This window comes from Mycobacterium cajalii, assembly GCF_045809005.2.
Taxonomy (GTDB): Bacteria; Actinomycetota; Actinomycetes; order Mycobacteriales; family Mycobacteriaceae; genus Mycobacterium.
Genome location: NZ_CM141436.1, coordinates 3,376,562 through 3,391,748 on the forward strand (window position 1 = coordinate 3,376,562; position 15,187 = coordinate 3,391,748).

The window sequence follows — 15,187 nt, forward strand, 5'->3', positions numbered from 1 at the left end:
CATGGGTTTCCTGACACCGATGTACGAGTTGGGTGAGTACCTGAAGTGGACTCGCTCCGGGGAGATCCAGTTGCCGGACTTCCAGCGCGGATACAAATGGGAAGACGAACGCATCCGTCAGCTCTTGGTGACAGTGCTGCGCGGACACCCGATGGGTGCAGTCATGCTGCTGAAGACCGGGAACTCGCAGGTGCGCTTCAAGCCGCGCGCAATCGAGGGTGTCGACCTCAGCCCAGGCACCGAGGCGAAGTACCTGCTGTTGGACGGGCAGCAGCGTCTGACCTCACTGACGCAAGCCCTCAGCGGGAACGGTGTGGTCGCAACGAAAGACAGCCGCGGACGACTGCTCGACCGGCGCTACTTCGTCCACATGGAAACCGCACTCAGCGACCCGAACCGCGTCGACGAAGCAGTGATGTCGGTACCGGCCGACGGTGTCATCCGGTCAAACTTCGGCAAGGACGTGGTGCTTGACCTCAGCGACCAGGACAAGCAACACGAGCATGGCTACTTCCCGCTGAACCTGCTCTATGGCGACTACATGAGCTGGATTCTGGAACTGCAGAACCCGGCGCTAGGCAAGCAGTTTCATGACAAGTTCATCAAACAGGCAACCACCTACGACATTCCCGCGATCGTCTTGGACGAGGACACTGACAAAGCCGCCGTGGCCACCGTCTTCGAGAAGGTGAACATCGGTGGCCTGCCTCTCAACGTTTTCGAACTGCTCACCGCAGTCTTCGCCGGCGACGCCGACTACTACGCCAAGACCGGCGAAGACTTCCGGCTCAACGACGACTGGCGGGAGACCCAACTCAAGTGGTCGTCCTACCCGGTGCTGGCCGCCGTCGAGAACACCGACTTCCTCCAAGCGGTCACCATGCTCACCACCCGGCAACGCCACCTCGCCGACACCTCCGACAGGCCGTCGGCCATCTCGGCCAAGCGCGAGGACATCCTGAAGCTGACTTTGAGCGACTATCTGCAGTGGCGGGAACCTCTGCGCGAGGCGTTCATCTGGGCGTCAACATTCTTGGCTGACCGCCACATCTTCGCGCCACGAGACGTGCCCTACCCCAAACAGCTGGTTCCGCTGGCCGCGATCAAGGTGGTGCTGGGCAAGCAAGCCGATCTGATCAGTGTGAGTGAACGTCTCGTCCGCTGGTACTGGTGTGGCGTGCTCGGCGAACTCTACGGCTCGGCGATCGAATCACGGTTCGCCCGCGACATCGAGATGGTTCCGCCCTGGGCCACCGACGGTTCCGCGCCGGTGCCGAGGACCGTTCAGGACGCCAGCTTCACTGAATCCCGTCTGCACTCGCTGCGCACACGCAACGCGGCTGCCTATAAGGGCATCGCGGCGCTCATCCTCGCCGGAGGGGCTCGGGACTGGATGGAAGACAAAGCGCTCGACAAGATTCAATACGTCGACCTCGCGGTCGATATCCATCACATCTTCCCCCAGAAGTGGTGCGACACCAACGGCATCGATGCCGAGCACCGGGAGAGCATCGTCAACAAGACGACGATCAGCGCACGCACCAACCGCACGATCGGCGGTGTCGCCCCGTCGTCGTACCTTCCCGTGATCGAAACCCGCGCGCAGATCGACTCGGCACATCTCGACGGATTGGTGGCCACACACCTGATTCCGGCCGACTTCCTCCGCCAGGACCACTTTGAGAACTTCTTCCGTACGCGGCGCGAAGCACTGTGCGAGCTGGTCGAAAACGCGATCGGGAAAGCGGTGCAGCGAGACATCGACTTGGGATTCGCGGAGGAAGATTCGGCACAGTTCGAGCCCGATGAGTTTCCCAACGAAGCAGGCATGGAGAACGACTGATGGCACTGAGCAACCGCGACCGCATCGACCGCATGTTCCAGACGATGGCACCCCCGCTCGATGACTTCATCGCCTCCGTCATCGGCCAAGGCGATCCTGCGCTGGGAGCAGCGTGGACGAAACTGGTTCAACTCAAGGACGGGAAGAAGGGCGCGCCGTCGGACAAGACCTACAACCCGCTCGACCCGCAGGTCCAGTTCCGCATCCTCACCGAATCGAACATCACCAACGGCTTCAAGCCGGGGTGGTACCCGTTCAGCAAGACTCTCGGCAAAGCCGGCGAGTCCTTCGCGATCGAACTGCGCGAAGTCCGCAACAACTGGGCCCACAACGGCACCTTCAGCGACGATGACGCCTACCGCGCGTTGGACACCGGCGAGCGACTGCTCAAGCTCATCGGCGCCGCCAAGGAAGCCGACGAGGTTAACGCCATCCGGCTCAACCTGCGCCGCGTGGCCGCCGACAAGGACGACAAGAAGACACTCAAAGCCGCCGTCGACAACCCCGAGGCCGCCGGGCTCAAGCCCTGGCGCGAAGTCCTGCCACCCCACCACGACGTCGCCACCGGAAACTTCGCCGCCTCCGAGTTCGCCGCCGACCTCTACAAGGTCGCCTTCGGCGGTGAACAAGATTCCGGCTACGCCGACGCCGTCGAATTCTTCCGCCGCACCTACCTCACCGAAGGCCTGACCGATCTCGTCGGCCGCGCCGTCCGCCGGCTATCCGGCGACGACAACGCACCGCCTGTCATCAACCTGCAGACCAACTTCGGTGGCGGAAAGACACATTCGATGCTCGCCCTGTGGCATGTCGCCGCGGGGCTACCCGTCGGGCAGTTCCCCCAGGAAACGCAGGAACTGCTGACCAAGAACGGCTACACCGGCGCCAAGCTCAACCGGGTCGCCATCGTCGGCAACCACTTCAGCCCGGCCGGCACGACCAAGGACGACGGCACGCACGTCAACACCATCTGGGGCGAGCTCGCCTGGCAGCTTGGAGGCGCCGAGGCCTACGCACTGGTCGCCAAGGCCGACACAGACCGCACCACACCCGGCGAGGCCCTGCATGATCTGCTCGCCAAGTACTCCCCCGCCGTCATCCTGATCGACGAATGGGTCGCCTACGCCCGCTCACTCGTCGGCCGTGACGATCTGGCCGGCGGCACCTTCGACGACCAGTTCACCTTCGCACAATCCCTCACCGAGTCTGCAAAGGGCACTTCCGGTGTGCTGCTGGTCATTTCCATACCCGCGTCAGAAACCGGGGACGATTCCGACAAGATCGTCGCCGGCAACGCCGAAGAGGTCGGCGGCGCGCATGGCCTCGAAGCGCTCAAACGGCTGCAGAACGTCGTGCGTCGCGTCGCCGAACAATGGCGACCCGCCTCCTCAGCCGAGGCATATCAGATCGTCCGGCAACGCCTGTTCGTCCAACCTGACGGTGCGGCACTGGCCTCCATCGGCGCCACTGCGCGCGCGTACGTCGACATGTACCGCAAGTACACCGACGACTTCCCCCGAGAATCCCGCGACACCGCCTACGAAGACCGCATCAAACGGACCTACCCCATCCACCCCGAGCTGTTCGACCGACTCTACGAAGAGTGGTCGTCACTGGAGCGTTTCCAGCGCACCCGCGGCGTCCTGCGGCTGATGAGCACCGTCATCCACGCGCTGTGGACTGGCGAGGACGCATCACCGCTTATCATGCCCGGATCCATCCCGCTCGCCACCGCCAACGTGAACGCCGAACTCACCCAGTACCTGCAGGATTCCTGGAAAGCCATCATCGACGCCGATGTCGACGGGCCGAGCTCCGAACCGTCCCGGATCGACAAGGAGAAGCCCGTCTTCGGGCAGCGGTCGCTGACCAAGCGGCTGGCCCGCACGGTGTTCTTCGGCGCCGCACCCACCATCGGGTCGGCCCACAAGGGCCTCGAAACCCAGCGGGTCTTCCTGGGCACAGCAGTCCCGGGTGATGTTCCCGGGAACTTTCATTCCGCGCTGACCCAGCTTGGCGACCGGGCCACGTACTTCTACTCCGGTTCCGGCAAGTACTGGTATGACCTGCAGGCCAACATCACCCGCACCGCCAAGGACCAAGCGGAGCGGCTGCACAAGGAAGATGTCTGGGCCGAGATCGTCCGCCGGCTGCAGGGACAGGCGAAGACGCGCGGAGACTTCGCGGGCGTGCATGTGTGCCCCGAATCGAACGCGGACATCCCCGACACCGACGAAGCGCGACTGGTGATCCTGCATCCGAAGGTTGCGCACAAGCGCGGATCGGACTCACCGGCCAAGGCGTTCGCGCAGAAGGCGACCGAGCAGCGCGGCACCGCCAACCGATCCAACCGCAACATGCTGGTGTTCTTGGCAGCCGACGAAGCACGGCTTGAGGAACTTGACGCCGCTACGCGGGACTACCTTGGCTGGTCACACGTGCTGGCCAACGAGGCCGACCTGGATCTCACCCAGAACCAGAAGAATCAAGCGTCCACTCGGCAGGCGCAGGCCGACCAGACGGTGAAGTCTCGTCTGCTGCAGACGTTTACGTGGGCGTTGGTCCCGTCTCAGCCTGATGCGAGCGCTCCCTTCGTTGTGCGGGAAACGAAGGTCGAAGGTCAGTCGGAGTCGCTGGCTGAGCGGGTCTCCCGCCGGCTCGGAAACGACGGTGATCTGTCCGTTCGCCAAGCGGCCGTGACGATTCGCCTCGCCATCAATAAGGTGCCCCAAATCTGGAAGGACGGGCACGTCACTCTGGGCTCGCTATGGGGACTCTACTGCCAGTACCCGTACATGCCGCGGCTGCGGGATCGGCGCGTTCTTGAGGAGGGCGTGCTCGATCTTCCGATGATCTGGGAGACCGACGCGTTTGCCCTGGCAACCGGCATCGACGCCGCCACAGGACGGTTTGTCGGACTCTGGATCCCAGGAGACACCAATTCAGCACCCAGTCCAGCGGACTCGCTGCTCTTGGTGCGTCCTGACGTCGCGATCCATCAGCGAAAGCACGAGAAGAAAACCGAAGAGGGTTCCGACACCGGCACTGAAACCGAAGAGGGCACCGGGACTGGAACTGGGACTGGGACAAGCGCCGGAACTGGATCCGGCCCCGGCCCTATCGATATCGCGTTCACGCGGTTCTACGGAGTCAAGACGCTCAGCTCGGACAAGATCGCGATGGACTTCAAGAACATCGCCGATGAGGTGATCGCCAACCTTCGTGAACAGGGCATCAACCTGATCGTGAAGATCGAGATCGAGGCGGTCGACGCAACAGGCTTTGATGAGAACAAGATTCGTACGGTGTCGGAGAACGCGAAGACACTGAAGTTCGACCAGTCGGGGTTTGAAAAAGAATGACCGCCGGCAATTTCGCAGAGCGGAGCTGATGAGTTGTCCCGATTCGCACCACGGATACAGTCGACGCCGCTTCTTGGCCGAATATTCGGGTCCAGCGGCGACAACCGCACCGGCGAGCTCGACAAGTGGCTCGAAGAAACACTCAAGCGCGAGTTCAGGGTTGACGCGATAGAGCGTGACGAGGACGGCGACATTCCGATCCCCCACGGCAGCGCAGTCGTGTTCGTACACACCGCGGATGACGATCCGCCGCGCATCGAGATTTTCTCCCCGCTGCTGGAGGACTTCACCATGCGCCCCGAGGTGTTTGCGGCAGTGAATACCATCAATCGGAATACGCCGTTCGCCAAGGCGTATGTCGACCCGGACAATGCTCAAATCGTGCTGACCGCAGAGTTGTACATCTTCGATGGACTCTCCCCCGAGCAACTTCTGGCCACCATCGATCTTGTAGCCGACCGCGCGGACCATTACGACAGCCTTCTCCAGAAACGGTTCGGCGGCAGAACCATGCTCGACGACGATGAAGGCGACGAGTTCGATGTCTAACACACCGGGGCGGTTGCTCCGGCAGTTCAGTGACGAGATCATCGACCTGGCCGAGCGGGTTGTGCTCTCCACTGCCATCGTCAAGGGACAAACCCACGATTTCGAGGAAGGCGGCGGGTCGGCCTTCCTTTACGACGCCGAACACCTCGTCACGAACAATCATGTGATTGGAGGGATGGTCGAGCCGATCTATGTTCAGTTGCCCGGCGCGCAGCAGACCGAGGCGCGGGTTGTCGGCCGTGACCCGTTGACCGATCTAGCGGTCCTCCGCGTAGACCCGCAATCCGCTGAGCCACTGATAATTTCACCCATGGGGGCTCGACTTGGCGAACTCTGCTTCGCGTTCGGCAGCCCACTTGGCGAGTTCCCGGAAAGCATCAGCATCGGCATCGTGAGCGGGCTGAAGCGGAGCCTGCCAACAGGTGACAAGCAGGCGATTTTCGACGTCATTCAGACGGATGCTGCGATCAATCCGGGGAACTCCGGCGGCCCGTTGGTGAACGTCGACGGCCAAGTTATCGGAGTAAATACGGCAGCGATACCCGAGGCGGACGGCATCGGCTTCGCGGTTCCCGCCGACACCGTCGCTGAGGTCGCCCATGAGCTCATCACCTACGGAGCAGTTGAACGCGCGTCGCTCGGAGTCAGCGTCGCGCGCCGGGCCGTCGACCGCGCACCCGGTGGCCATGCTCTTGTGGTGACCGCTGTTCGCGATAATTCAGCAGGCCCTTTCGAGCGCGGTGATGCCATAGTCGCTGTCGGCGATCGCGACATTCAATCCCAGAATGACCTGCTGCGCGCATTGCGGAGAGATGTCGCCAACCGAAGGGTCAACGTTGTGGTTCTGCGTGGTAACCACGAAGTCTCGATCGAGTGTCGGCCCCGCAGCGTACGAACCTTCGGCTGATCGGAGGCAACGTTGATCGGTGTCTTCGAAGTGCCACCCCGAATCCGGCATCGCATGCACCTTCGAACGTCTCATCCCACTTCAAGCAATTCGGCGGTATGTAACAGTTGGTTCATGGTCCCTACTGGCGAATGCCCTCATGATTCAATTCGCGCAGAGATGCAGCAGATCCTGATCGACCACCCCCGCACCCGCTATGCCAAGGTGCTGATCGGCATGCTGCGCGGGCTTACCGACGCCGAAATGGCGAAAGAGGCCGCCGAAGCAGGGGAACCGATCAGTGCCGACAGCATTGCCAATGTTCGCAGGTTGGTTCGCTTGTCCATGGACGACAAACTTGTGCCGGCTCCGTCTGACGCCGAAGGGCAAGCTGGACTTTATCGCGAACTGCTGAACTACCGGCGTTCACCTGAACTGACACAACACATCAAGACCAAGCTGGCAAAGCTGCGGGAGCTAGACCCAAAGATTCTGCTGACGCCTCTCGGTCATGTCCATCTCGGCGCGAACGATCCCTCGAAGCCAGAGAAGCCGGAAAAAGTTTGTCCTTACTGCTATTTGGTGCATGCAGGAGAGTGTCCATGAGCACCAGACTTGGCGTTATCTCAGCTCACGTCCCGTGTCTCCAACGTGGCGCGGGCTATCCGGCATCAGACGTCGGGGCCACTGAGAAGTGAGTAACTCGGAAAACCCGCCACGCCTCTGCAATCTGAAGAACCCGGCGCACAAGGTCGAAATATGCCAGCGCTGCCAGCGATTGCTCCGCAGTCCGGAAGCTCGCCAAAACCTTCGCGAAAAGAGGAAGGCGGATCGACGCACTGAGAAGTATTATGACGCGAAGCGCAATCCTATTCGGGTCGTGCAAGGCGGGCTAGGGTCCGGCAACAAGTAGAACGGCGCGGCGCGAGGTCATGCTGCCGGATACATGCCATCTGATCGGGGAGGAGGCAGTCGATGGGATTTCACGGCGCGCAGTGCCTGCCATCCCACCTGAGCAGTTCCGCAGTGCAGGTGCCCTTTGGCGCATGAACGCATGCAGTCCACCGTGGCGTACTGGCGCAAATGCTCTTGCCGTCCGCTCCGGGGCCTGCAAGCTCGACTTTGATGAGGTCCCCCTCACCGGCCCAGTTCGCGGAACCCTTAACGACCGGGAACTCGAACGCCCTGGTACTGCCGCGGGACCGAGTTTCGGCTGACTGACGAACCGAGCTACCACTCCCCGTCAGGGACTACGTCGGGGCTGACCCCACCGATGGCGACCACTGTCTTCGGATCGATGGGAACAAACGGATCCTCCTTAGTGCCAAGCTTTCTGCCGACGCTCTCGACGTTCGACAAGATCTTGGACTGTGAGAGGTCCTGCGCATCGGCGTCGTAGTAGTCGAACCAAGGCAACCCGGCTTCTACGTAAGCGTCCCGGTCAACCGGAGTCGACGGCGGCACCTCTCCGGTGATCGCGGTCCACTGCGCGGCCGAGCACAGGTGGACGAAGACCCGCCGGGCGCCATCCTCGTCGTAGTCGGCCAGCGGGCGATCGTCGGCGTACACCTCTTGACGCATCCGGCCGCCAGCCCCCAATCCCATACTGCTCCCCGAGGGCGCCGGCAGCGGTCCGCCATCCGCAAGATCCTCGCAGCACATCACTTGCAGCGTCTGTTCGGCGTGCCACGCCGCCAACGCTTGCTCGGTCAGAGCGACAGCTCGGAGTTGCACGCCACCGTGGGTCTCCTCCCCCGTCACCTGCCCTTCGACTGTGGCTCCCGAACCGAGCGGCACGGCAACGAACTGGCGGATGAACCCATCCCCCGAGTTGATGCCGTCCAGCCAGGGCTGCTGGGGCAACGCCACGTAGTTCTGCGGGTCACCGACGAGGTGATCAATCCACGGCAAGCCGCTAACCGCGCACACCTTGCCCACGCCAATCTGCAGCGCTGCGGGCTCGGAAGCGCTGAACGACAGCCACATCGCCTCGCGCTGGTAGACCGGCAGCATCACCCCGCCACGAACTAGCCATTCGGCTGGTGCGGTATTGGGGTAGTCCGCGACCCGCCGCAACGGAAACCGGCCCAGACCCGGCGGCAGCGGATGCAACCCCGTCTCGGGGATACGCAGCGTCCTCTGAAAACTCACCGTCACTGCACCCAGCACCAGCGAATCGCTGACGATCTTTACCGGCGCGCTCTGCGTCATGACTACCTCCATCTAGACGGTATGGGCAGGCTGGGGCCTCGCTGCATGTGATCGTGGGTTGCCGACAGGAATCAGGTCCTGGCCGGTAGAGCCACAGATGTAGGAGGCCCCAGTGAAACGCCATCGTACGAGTGTTGGGTTGGATGTGCACGCACGATCAGTGGTCGCGTGCGCCTTGGACGGGGACACCGGGGAGGTGTTCGAACGGCGATTGACCCCGGACTATCGGGATGTCCTGGAATGGTTGCGGTCGCTGCCGGGCAGGGTGGCGGTGACGTATGAGGCGGGGCCAACCGGGTTCGGGTTGGCCCGGTTTCTGCTGGCCGCGGGGGTCATGTGTCTGGTGGCTGCGCCGTCGAAGCTGCAGCGCCCATCAGGGGATCGGGTCAAGACCGACGCCCGTGATGCCGCGCATCTGGCCCGGTTGCTGCATCTGGGACAAATCGTGGCGGTCACGATTCCCAGCGCGGATCAGGAAGCAGCCCGCGATCTGGTGCGCGCCCGTGAGGACTGCCGCGGCGATCTGATGAGTTCCCGGCACCGGGTATCGAAACTGCTGCTGCGCCAAGGGATCATCTACTCCGGCGGGCGGACTTGGACCGGTAAGCACGAGGCATGGCTACGGGCGCAACGCTTCGAAGCCACCCCATTGCAGCTGGCTTACGACACCGCCCTGGATACGATGCTGGCCACCGTTGATCGCCGCGACCGACTCGATGCCGCGATCGCCGAACTGGCCGCCGACAGTGCCTACACGCCGGTGGTCACGCGGTTGGGCTGCTTGCGTGGGGTCTCGACGTTGACCGCGTTCGGGCTGGCGGTCGAGATCGGTGACTGGGGCCGGTTGACCGGGCGCTCAATCGGGGCCTACCTCGGGCTGGTGCCATGCGAGTACACGTCGGGGAATTCACGCTCGCAGGGATCGATCACCAAGACCGGCAACGGGCATGCCCGCCGGTTGCTGATCGAAGCGGCCTGGCACCACCGTCAACCGTATCGGCCCGGGGTAGATCTGCGGCGGCGCTGGGATGCCGCCAGCCCGGCAGCACGGGCGCGGGGCCAGCAAGCCAACCGGCGTCTGCACCACCGCTGGGTGTCCTTCGATGCCCGCAAGAAGCGCCCCGTGGTCGCCAACACCGCCATCGCCCGGGAACTGGCCGGCTGGTGCTGGTCGCTGGCTGTGCTCGACACCTGAGCACCGGCCCATAACTGTCCGAACAACCCGGTGGTGGCGGCAGCGCCTGGGAGTGACCCGCGAACGCCCTATGAGCAATCATGTTGCAGTGCAGTCTGATTACGCTCGATCTCTAGACCCGCGATCCACTCCAGCAGAACAGTCCGTCCTGCGGTAACCAACCCGCGAATATCAGACTTGACGACGCGTCGACAAACGACACGCTCGCCACCACAGAGTCCCCGTTCGGTCAACGGAAGCGGCGTCCCCGGCGACGGTCGAGGACGCCGCTTCCCCCTGCGGTCTTGACAAAACCGATTCCATATCAGGGCGTACTGCACTATGGATAGCACCAGGCACTGACACCCGTGGGGTCGCGCCGCAGGCCGGGACCCCCGGTACCTCACCTTGCGCCACTCGACATTCACCGAGGTATCGGACAGGTGTGCAAGGCCGTGGATGTCGAACCTTTTCAGATTCGGTCGGATTGCACACTCGCGGTGCGAGTTCGGAGACGCGATTCGGCTGCGCTGCATGGAAAGCGTATTCACACCACCCGCTGTTAAGGGGCGTGACTCAACTCATGGAATCCAGTTGCGCCTGGCCGAGGGCGATCAGTATCTGATTAGTCGCGTCCCGCACCTGCGCAACGAACTCGTCCTGACCGTCGATCGCGAAAGCTTCTCCATCCGACCAGGTTCTGAGTATCTGCACGCCAGGGCGGACGTGGATCTGAATGCCGGCTTTCTTACTGTCCAGCCACTGGTGAAGGCTTTCCTCTTCGTCTGCGCGGGCGTACCCGCGCTCCACCAGCCACTGGAAGAAGCGCGGATCGGCTATCTCATCGCGGGTTCGACCGCCGGCGCGCCCGTCATGGAAATCGTCGACCCATTGCCGCAAGTAGTCGCCTGCGGACAGCAGTCTGGTCGGGAACCAGCGTTGAAGCGGTTGGGCAAACCGATGCGCAAGTTGAAAGTTGGGCTCGACAGTGAAACCGTCGTGAGTGTTCAGTTCAAGGAGGGCGTCGACTCTTGCCGAATTCGAGTACATATGCGTGTATTGCGGCTGGAGTTCCGCCGGCCAGACACCCAAATGAACGTACTTATCGTCAAAGAATAGAGCTGCGCGGTCGGCGCCGCGGACGTGATCGGCGGCGAATTTGATTGTGACGCCGGGCAACAGCGGGTCTCCCCGCGGGATAAGCGTTCCTTCCACCGCGCTGGCTTTCGGGGACAGCCCCGTCGCCTTCTGCAGAATCGTCTCGAGTCGATGCAGGGCGTTCGCCGTGTCGTCCGGCGTTGAGGTCGATGGCAGTGATGGCATCGGAGCGGATCTCCTTGGGGCAATGGCGGCTGGCTCGGGCGGGCGAGGATGACTGATGCCGCTTCCCCAGCCGATCTCCCACCCCGCACTGGCGTCGAAGTATTCGGCGTATGCGACGGGTGGCAACTGGAATTGCTCGACCAGGCGCATGAGTTCGGCGAACCAGGAAACGTAGGCGGGATCGTCATCGGTCGGAGCGGTCCCAGGCAGTTCGTTCAGGATCAGTTCGGCGACCGATTCGGGTCTGGTTGTCACGGTCACCTCACTCCCGGCGAATTCGGTAAGTCCGCCCGTCGAATACTGCAGTGCGGTGTCGAGGTCGATGACGTGTGGGAAGCTCACATGGTCCATCAGATTGTCAGCGGCGGTGATAGCGACGCGCCAGTACATCCCTGAGGGACTCACTCCCGGCAAAATGCGCAATCGATGGTAGCCGCGCTGATGCAGGACCTGAACCCCTTGCAAGATGCGAATCGGGGTCGACGAAGCCAAATGCATTAGCACTTGCTCGTGTATCTCGGAGTCGAAGGCCACCAGTCGCACCTCCTCGACACGAGTGTTGACGGCGGCAATGGTTTCGATCGCGGCGGCGATCGCATCTTGCCGTGGCCAGCCGAAGGCGCCTGTGCTGATGAGCGGAAAGGCAATGATGCGAGCGCCGAGTTCGTCAGCAACTTCCAAAGCCCGGCGGTAGCAGGATTCAAGAAGCGAACGGTCTCTCTGCCCAGTGTTGTAGTTCGGGCCGACGGTGTGGATGACCCACTGGGCAGGCAAGTCGCCTGCTGTCGTCCAACCGGCGTCACCTGTGGCCAGTCCGTCGGGGAACCGCTTGACGCAGTCGCGCAGAATCGCAGGGCCTCCCGCGCGATGAATCGCGCCATCCGCGCCGCCACCCCCGCGCATAGCGGTGTTCGCGGGGTTGACTATTGCGTCAACCTCTTGCTCCGCGATGTCGCCACGAACCGCGGTGATTGTCAGCACGCAGCCCAGTATGCATCTGGGCACCGACGTCAACGTGGTGTACGGCTACGGCGGCGGCGGACTTGCCCCGAACCCGTCCGTGACCATCCCGGCATCCCTTCGCGATCTTCGATCACCCCTGGCCGCGGTTAGCTGCAAAATTGGCGCTGAGCGGTTTGCGCTTTATCTCTGCTGTGCAGGTCAGCAGCTGCCGTCGGCGAGGGTCATCTGCAAACTGACACTGAATCAGCTTCCCAGACAACGTTTTCGGCGTCTGTAAGCGGTTCGTCAAAGTCTTCGGGAGCATGCAGATCTGGGAGCTGTCCAAATTTTCGCACCGGTAGCTTTGGGGCCGGCGCTGGTTCATCCATGGGTGCCCCGATCAGTGCAGAGTGTCGACCCCGCAGCGTGCGAACTTCCGGCTGACGAGACCGAACGGGCTACCACTCCCCGTCAGCGACTACGTCGGGGCTGACCCCGCCGATGGTGACCACCGTCTCCGGGTCGACGGGCACAAACGAATCCTCTTCGGTGCCAAGCTTTTTGCCTACACTCTTGACGTTCGACAAGATCTTGGACGGTGCGAGGTCCTGCGCGTCGGCGTCGTAATAGTCGAACCACGGCAGCCCGGCGTCCACGTAGGCGTCCCGGTCGACCGGGGTCGAGGGCGGCACCTCTCCGGTGATGGCGGTCCACTGCGCGGCCGAACACAGGTGGACGAAGACCCGCCGGGCGTCGTCCTCGTCGTAGTCGGCGAGGGGGCGATGATCCGAGTACACCTCCTGCCGCATCCGCCCGCCGGCCCCCAGCCCCATGCTCGCCGAGGGCGCCGGGAGTGGACCGCCGTCCGTCAGGCCCTCGCAGCACGCCGTGCGCAACGCCTGTGCTGCGTGCCATTCCGCAAGCGCCTGCTCGGTCAGACCGACGGCGCGGAGTTGGACTCCGCCATGGGTCTCCTGCCCGGTGACCTGTCCTTCGACTGTGGCGCCCGAACCCATTGGCACGGCTACGAACTGGCGAATGAACCCATCCCCCGAGTTGATGCCGTCCAGCCAGGGCTGCTGGGGCAGCGCCACGTAATTCTGCGGGTCTTTGACCAGGTGCTCGATCCACGGCAGACCGCTGACCGCGCACACCTTCCCCACACCGACCTGCAGAGCAGCGGGTTCAGAAGCATGGAATGACAGCCACACGGCCTCACGCTGGTAGATCGGCAGCATCACCCCGCCACGAGAAAGCCACTCCGCTGGTGCGGTGTCGGGGTAGTCCGTGACCCGCCGCAGCGGAAACCGGCCCAGACCCGGCGGCAGCGGATGCAACCCCGTCTCGGGGATCCGCAGCGTCCGCTGAAAATTCACCGTCACCGAACCCAGCACAAGCTGGTCACGGACAATTCTTACCGGCGCGCTGTGCGTCATGACTACCTCCATCTAGGCGTACTGCACTATGGATAGCACCAGGCACTGACACCTTGCGCCACTCGACATTCACCGAGGTATCGGACGGTGTGCAAGGCCCGGGGCGTCGAATCTTTTCAGATTCGGTCGGATTGCACACTCGTGGTGCGGGTTTCGGAGACGCAATTCGGCTGCGACTTCCACGGCCCGGCGGTAGCAGGACTCCAGCAGCGAACGGTCTGTTTGTCCAGTGCTGTAGTTCGGGCCGACCGTGTGAATAACCCACCCGGCCGGCAGGTCGCCTGCTGTCGTCCAGTCGGCGTCACCTGTAGCCAATCCGTTCGGGAACCGCTCGACGCAGTCACGCAGGATGGCGGGGCCTCCCGCGCGATGAATCGCGCCATCCGCGCCGCCACCCCCGCGTATAGCAGAGTTCGCGGGATTAACCACGGCGTCGACCTCCTGCGCGGTGATGTCGCCACAAACCGCGGTGATTCTCAGCACGCAGCCCAGTATGCATCTGGGCACCGACGTCAACCTGGTGGACGGCTACGGCGGCGACTGACTGGCCCCGAACCCGTCCGTGACCATCCCGGTATCCCTTCGGGATCTTCGATCACCCCTGGTCGCGGTTAGCTGCAAATTGACAGCTGAGGGGATTTCGCTATACCTCTGCCGTGCAGGTCAGCAGCTGCCGCTGGCGTCGGTAGCCTGCAATCTGACACGGACAACGCGATTACTCAACCAACCCCGACATCGGCGTCGTCGCCCCACAGCTTCAAATCATTGGTCGACGCGCTCATCGCGATGCAGCAACCCGCTCTGCCCGAGATCCGATCGGTGAGACTGCCGTCGTCATCGCCTGTAAACATCTGCGCGATGATCGACACGCTGAATCAGCACCAGTGAGCGGTCCTCGTCGATCCGGTACAACAGGCGGTATGAGCCGCGCCGGGCGCTATGCAGCCCGGTGAGTTCACGCCGCAGCGGCTTGCCGACGCGGCGTGGTTCGTGCGCTAGGTCGCCGAATGCGAACTCAATCACGGCCGAGAGCACGCGCGGCGGCAGCTTGTGCAGGTCACGCCGCGCGGTGCCGGTGAATCGAACCGTGTAACCCGCCGGCTGCATCAGCCGGGGCGCCGAGGCAGGCCGAACTCGGCACGAATTTCGTCCTCGTCGTAAGTGCGCCCAGCGGCAATGTCGGCGTCGGCCTCGGCGATCGATTCCTTGATCCCGGACTGGGAAAGCCAGTACAGCGTCTCCTGAAGTGATTCCCATTCCTCGGCGCCGACGAGCACCGCCGCGGGCGCACCGTTCTTGGTGATGGTGATTTGGTCTTGCGTTTTGGCGACCGCATCGACGTACTCGTTGAGCTTGTCTTTCATCTTCGAAATCGGAAGTATTCGCACGTCTCCATGTTAGCCTGAATATAAGCCAGCTTCAGGCTTAAATTAAGACCGACGGCCTCACACCAGGCCCTCG

General features: G+C 62.9%; 11 protein-coding genes and 1 pseudogene. 6 read left to right on the forward strand and 6 right to left on the reverse strand.

What is annotated here, in order from left to right; translation table 11 throughout:
• Position 1: 1 nt before the first annotated feature.
• The 5 genes from ACJ512_RS16060 to ACJ512_RS16080 all read left to right on the forward strand — a co-directional run bounded on the left by ACJ512_RS16060 (position 2) and on the right by ACJ512_RS16080 (position 7,246).
• The gene (locus tag ACJ512_RS16060) at positions 2 to 1,843 is read left to right on the forward strand and encodes a GmrSD restriction endonuclease domain-containing protein (protein WP_407689187.1); all 1,842 of its coding nucleotides are present in this window, start codon (positions 2 to 4) and stop codon (positions 1,841 to 1,843) included.
• Positions 1,843 to 5,205 (forward strand): Swt1 family HEPN domain-containing protein, encoded by a 3,363-nt coding sequence (locus ACJ512_RS16065; protein WP_407689186.1) that lies wholly within the window; start codon positions 1,843 to 1,845, stop codon positions 5,203 to 5,205. The genes ACJ512_RS16060 and ACJ512_RS16065 overlap by 1 nt, the downstream gene beginning before the upstream one ends.
• 33 nt (positions 5,206 to 5,238) lie before the next feature.
• Positions 5,239 to 5,754: a T3SS (YopN, CesT) and YbjN peptide-binding chaperone 1 gene (locus ACJ512_RS16070; RefSeq protein WP_070354038.1), complete on the forward strand. Its 516-nt coding sequence runs from the start codon at positions 5,239 to 5,241 to the stop codon at positions 5,752 to 5,754.
• Positions 5,729 to 6,661 carry a S1C family serine protease gene (locus ACJ512_RS16075; RefSeq protein ID WP_407689185.1) on the forward strand — a complete coding sequence of 311 codons (933 nt, stop codon included), beginning with the start codon at positions 5,729 to 5,731 and terminating at the stop codon, positions 6,659 to 6,661. The genes ACJ512_RS16070 and ACJ512_RS16075 overlap by 26 nt, the downstream gene beginning before the upstream one ends.
• 159 nt (positions 6,662 to 6,820) lie before the next feature.
• Positions 6,821 to 7,246: a hypothetical protein gene (locus ACJ512_RS16080; RefSeq protein WP_234796089.1), complete on the forward strand. Its 426-nt coding sequence runs from the start codon at positions 6,821 to 6,823 to the stop codon at positions 7,244 to 7,246.
• Between the two features lie 624 nt (positions 7,247 to 7,870).
• On the opposite strand, the gene ACJ512_RS16085 is transcribed toward ACJ512_RS16080, so the two are convergent.
• The gene (locus ACJ512_RS16085; RefSeq protein WP_070354064.1) at positions 7,871 to 8,851 is read right to left on the reverse strand and encodes a hypothetical protein; all 981 of its coding nucleotides are present in this window, start codon (positions 8,849 to 8,851) and stop codon (positions 7,871 to 7,873) included.
• A gap of 112 nt (positions 8,852 to 8,963) precedes the next feature.
• Here ACJ512_RS16085 and ACJ512_RS16090 point away from each other — a divergent pair, with 112 nt between their 5' ends.
• Positions 8,964 to 10,046, forward strand: coding sequence for an IS110 family RNA-guided transposase (locus ACJ512_RS16090; protein ID WP_461479761.1), 1,083 nt, complete (start codon positions 8,964 to 8,966; stop codon positions 10,044 to 10,046).
• 555 nt (positions 10,047 to 10,601) lie between these two features.
• On the opposite strand, the gene ACJ512_RS16095 is transcribed toward ACJ512_RS16090, so the two are convergent.
• From ACJ512_RS16095 to ACJ512_RS16115, 5 genes and pseudogenes are all read right to left on the reverse strand, one after another.
• On the reverse strand, positions 10,602 to 12,329 hold the full coding sequence (locus tag ACJ512_RS16095; RefSeq protein ID WP_081343674.1) for a macro domain-containing protein: 1,728 nt from the start codon (positions 12,327 to 12,329) through the stop codon (positions 10,602 to 10,604).
• 419 nt (positions 12,330 to 12,748) lie between these two features.
• Positions 12,749 to 13,726, reverse strand: a complete 978-nt coding sequence (locus ACJ512_RS16100; RefSeq protein ID WP_407688538.1) for a hypothetical protein — start codon at positions 13,724 to 13,726, stop codon at positions 12,749 to 12,751.
• Between the two features lie 162 nt (positions 13,727 to 13,888).
• Positions 13,889 to 14,209 (reverse strand): annotated as a pseudogene (locus tag ACJ512_RS16105) (macro domain-containing protein); the annotation flags it as partial.
• Between the two features lie 351 nt (positions 14,210 to 14,560).
• Positions 14,561 to 14,833, reverse strand: coding sequence for a type II toxin-antitoxin system RelE family toxin (locus ACJ512_RS16110; RefSeq protein WP_407688539.1), 273 nt, complete (start codon positions 14,831 to 14,833; stop codon positions 14,561 to 14,563).
• On the reverse strand, positions 14,833 to 15,114 hold the full coding sequence (locus ACJ512_RS16115) for a type II toxin-antitoxin system Phd/YefM family antitoxin (protein ID WP_407688540.1): 282 nt from the start codon (positions 15,112 to 15,114) through the stop codon (positions 14,833 to 14,835). Before ACJ512_RS16115 ends, ACJ512_RS16110 begins: the two co-directional genes overlap by 1 nt.
• Between the last annotated feature and the right edge of the window lie 73 nt (positions 15,115 to 15,187).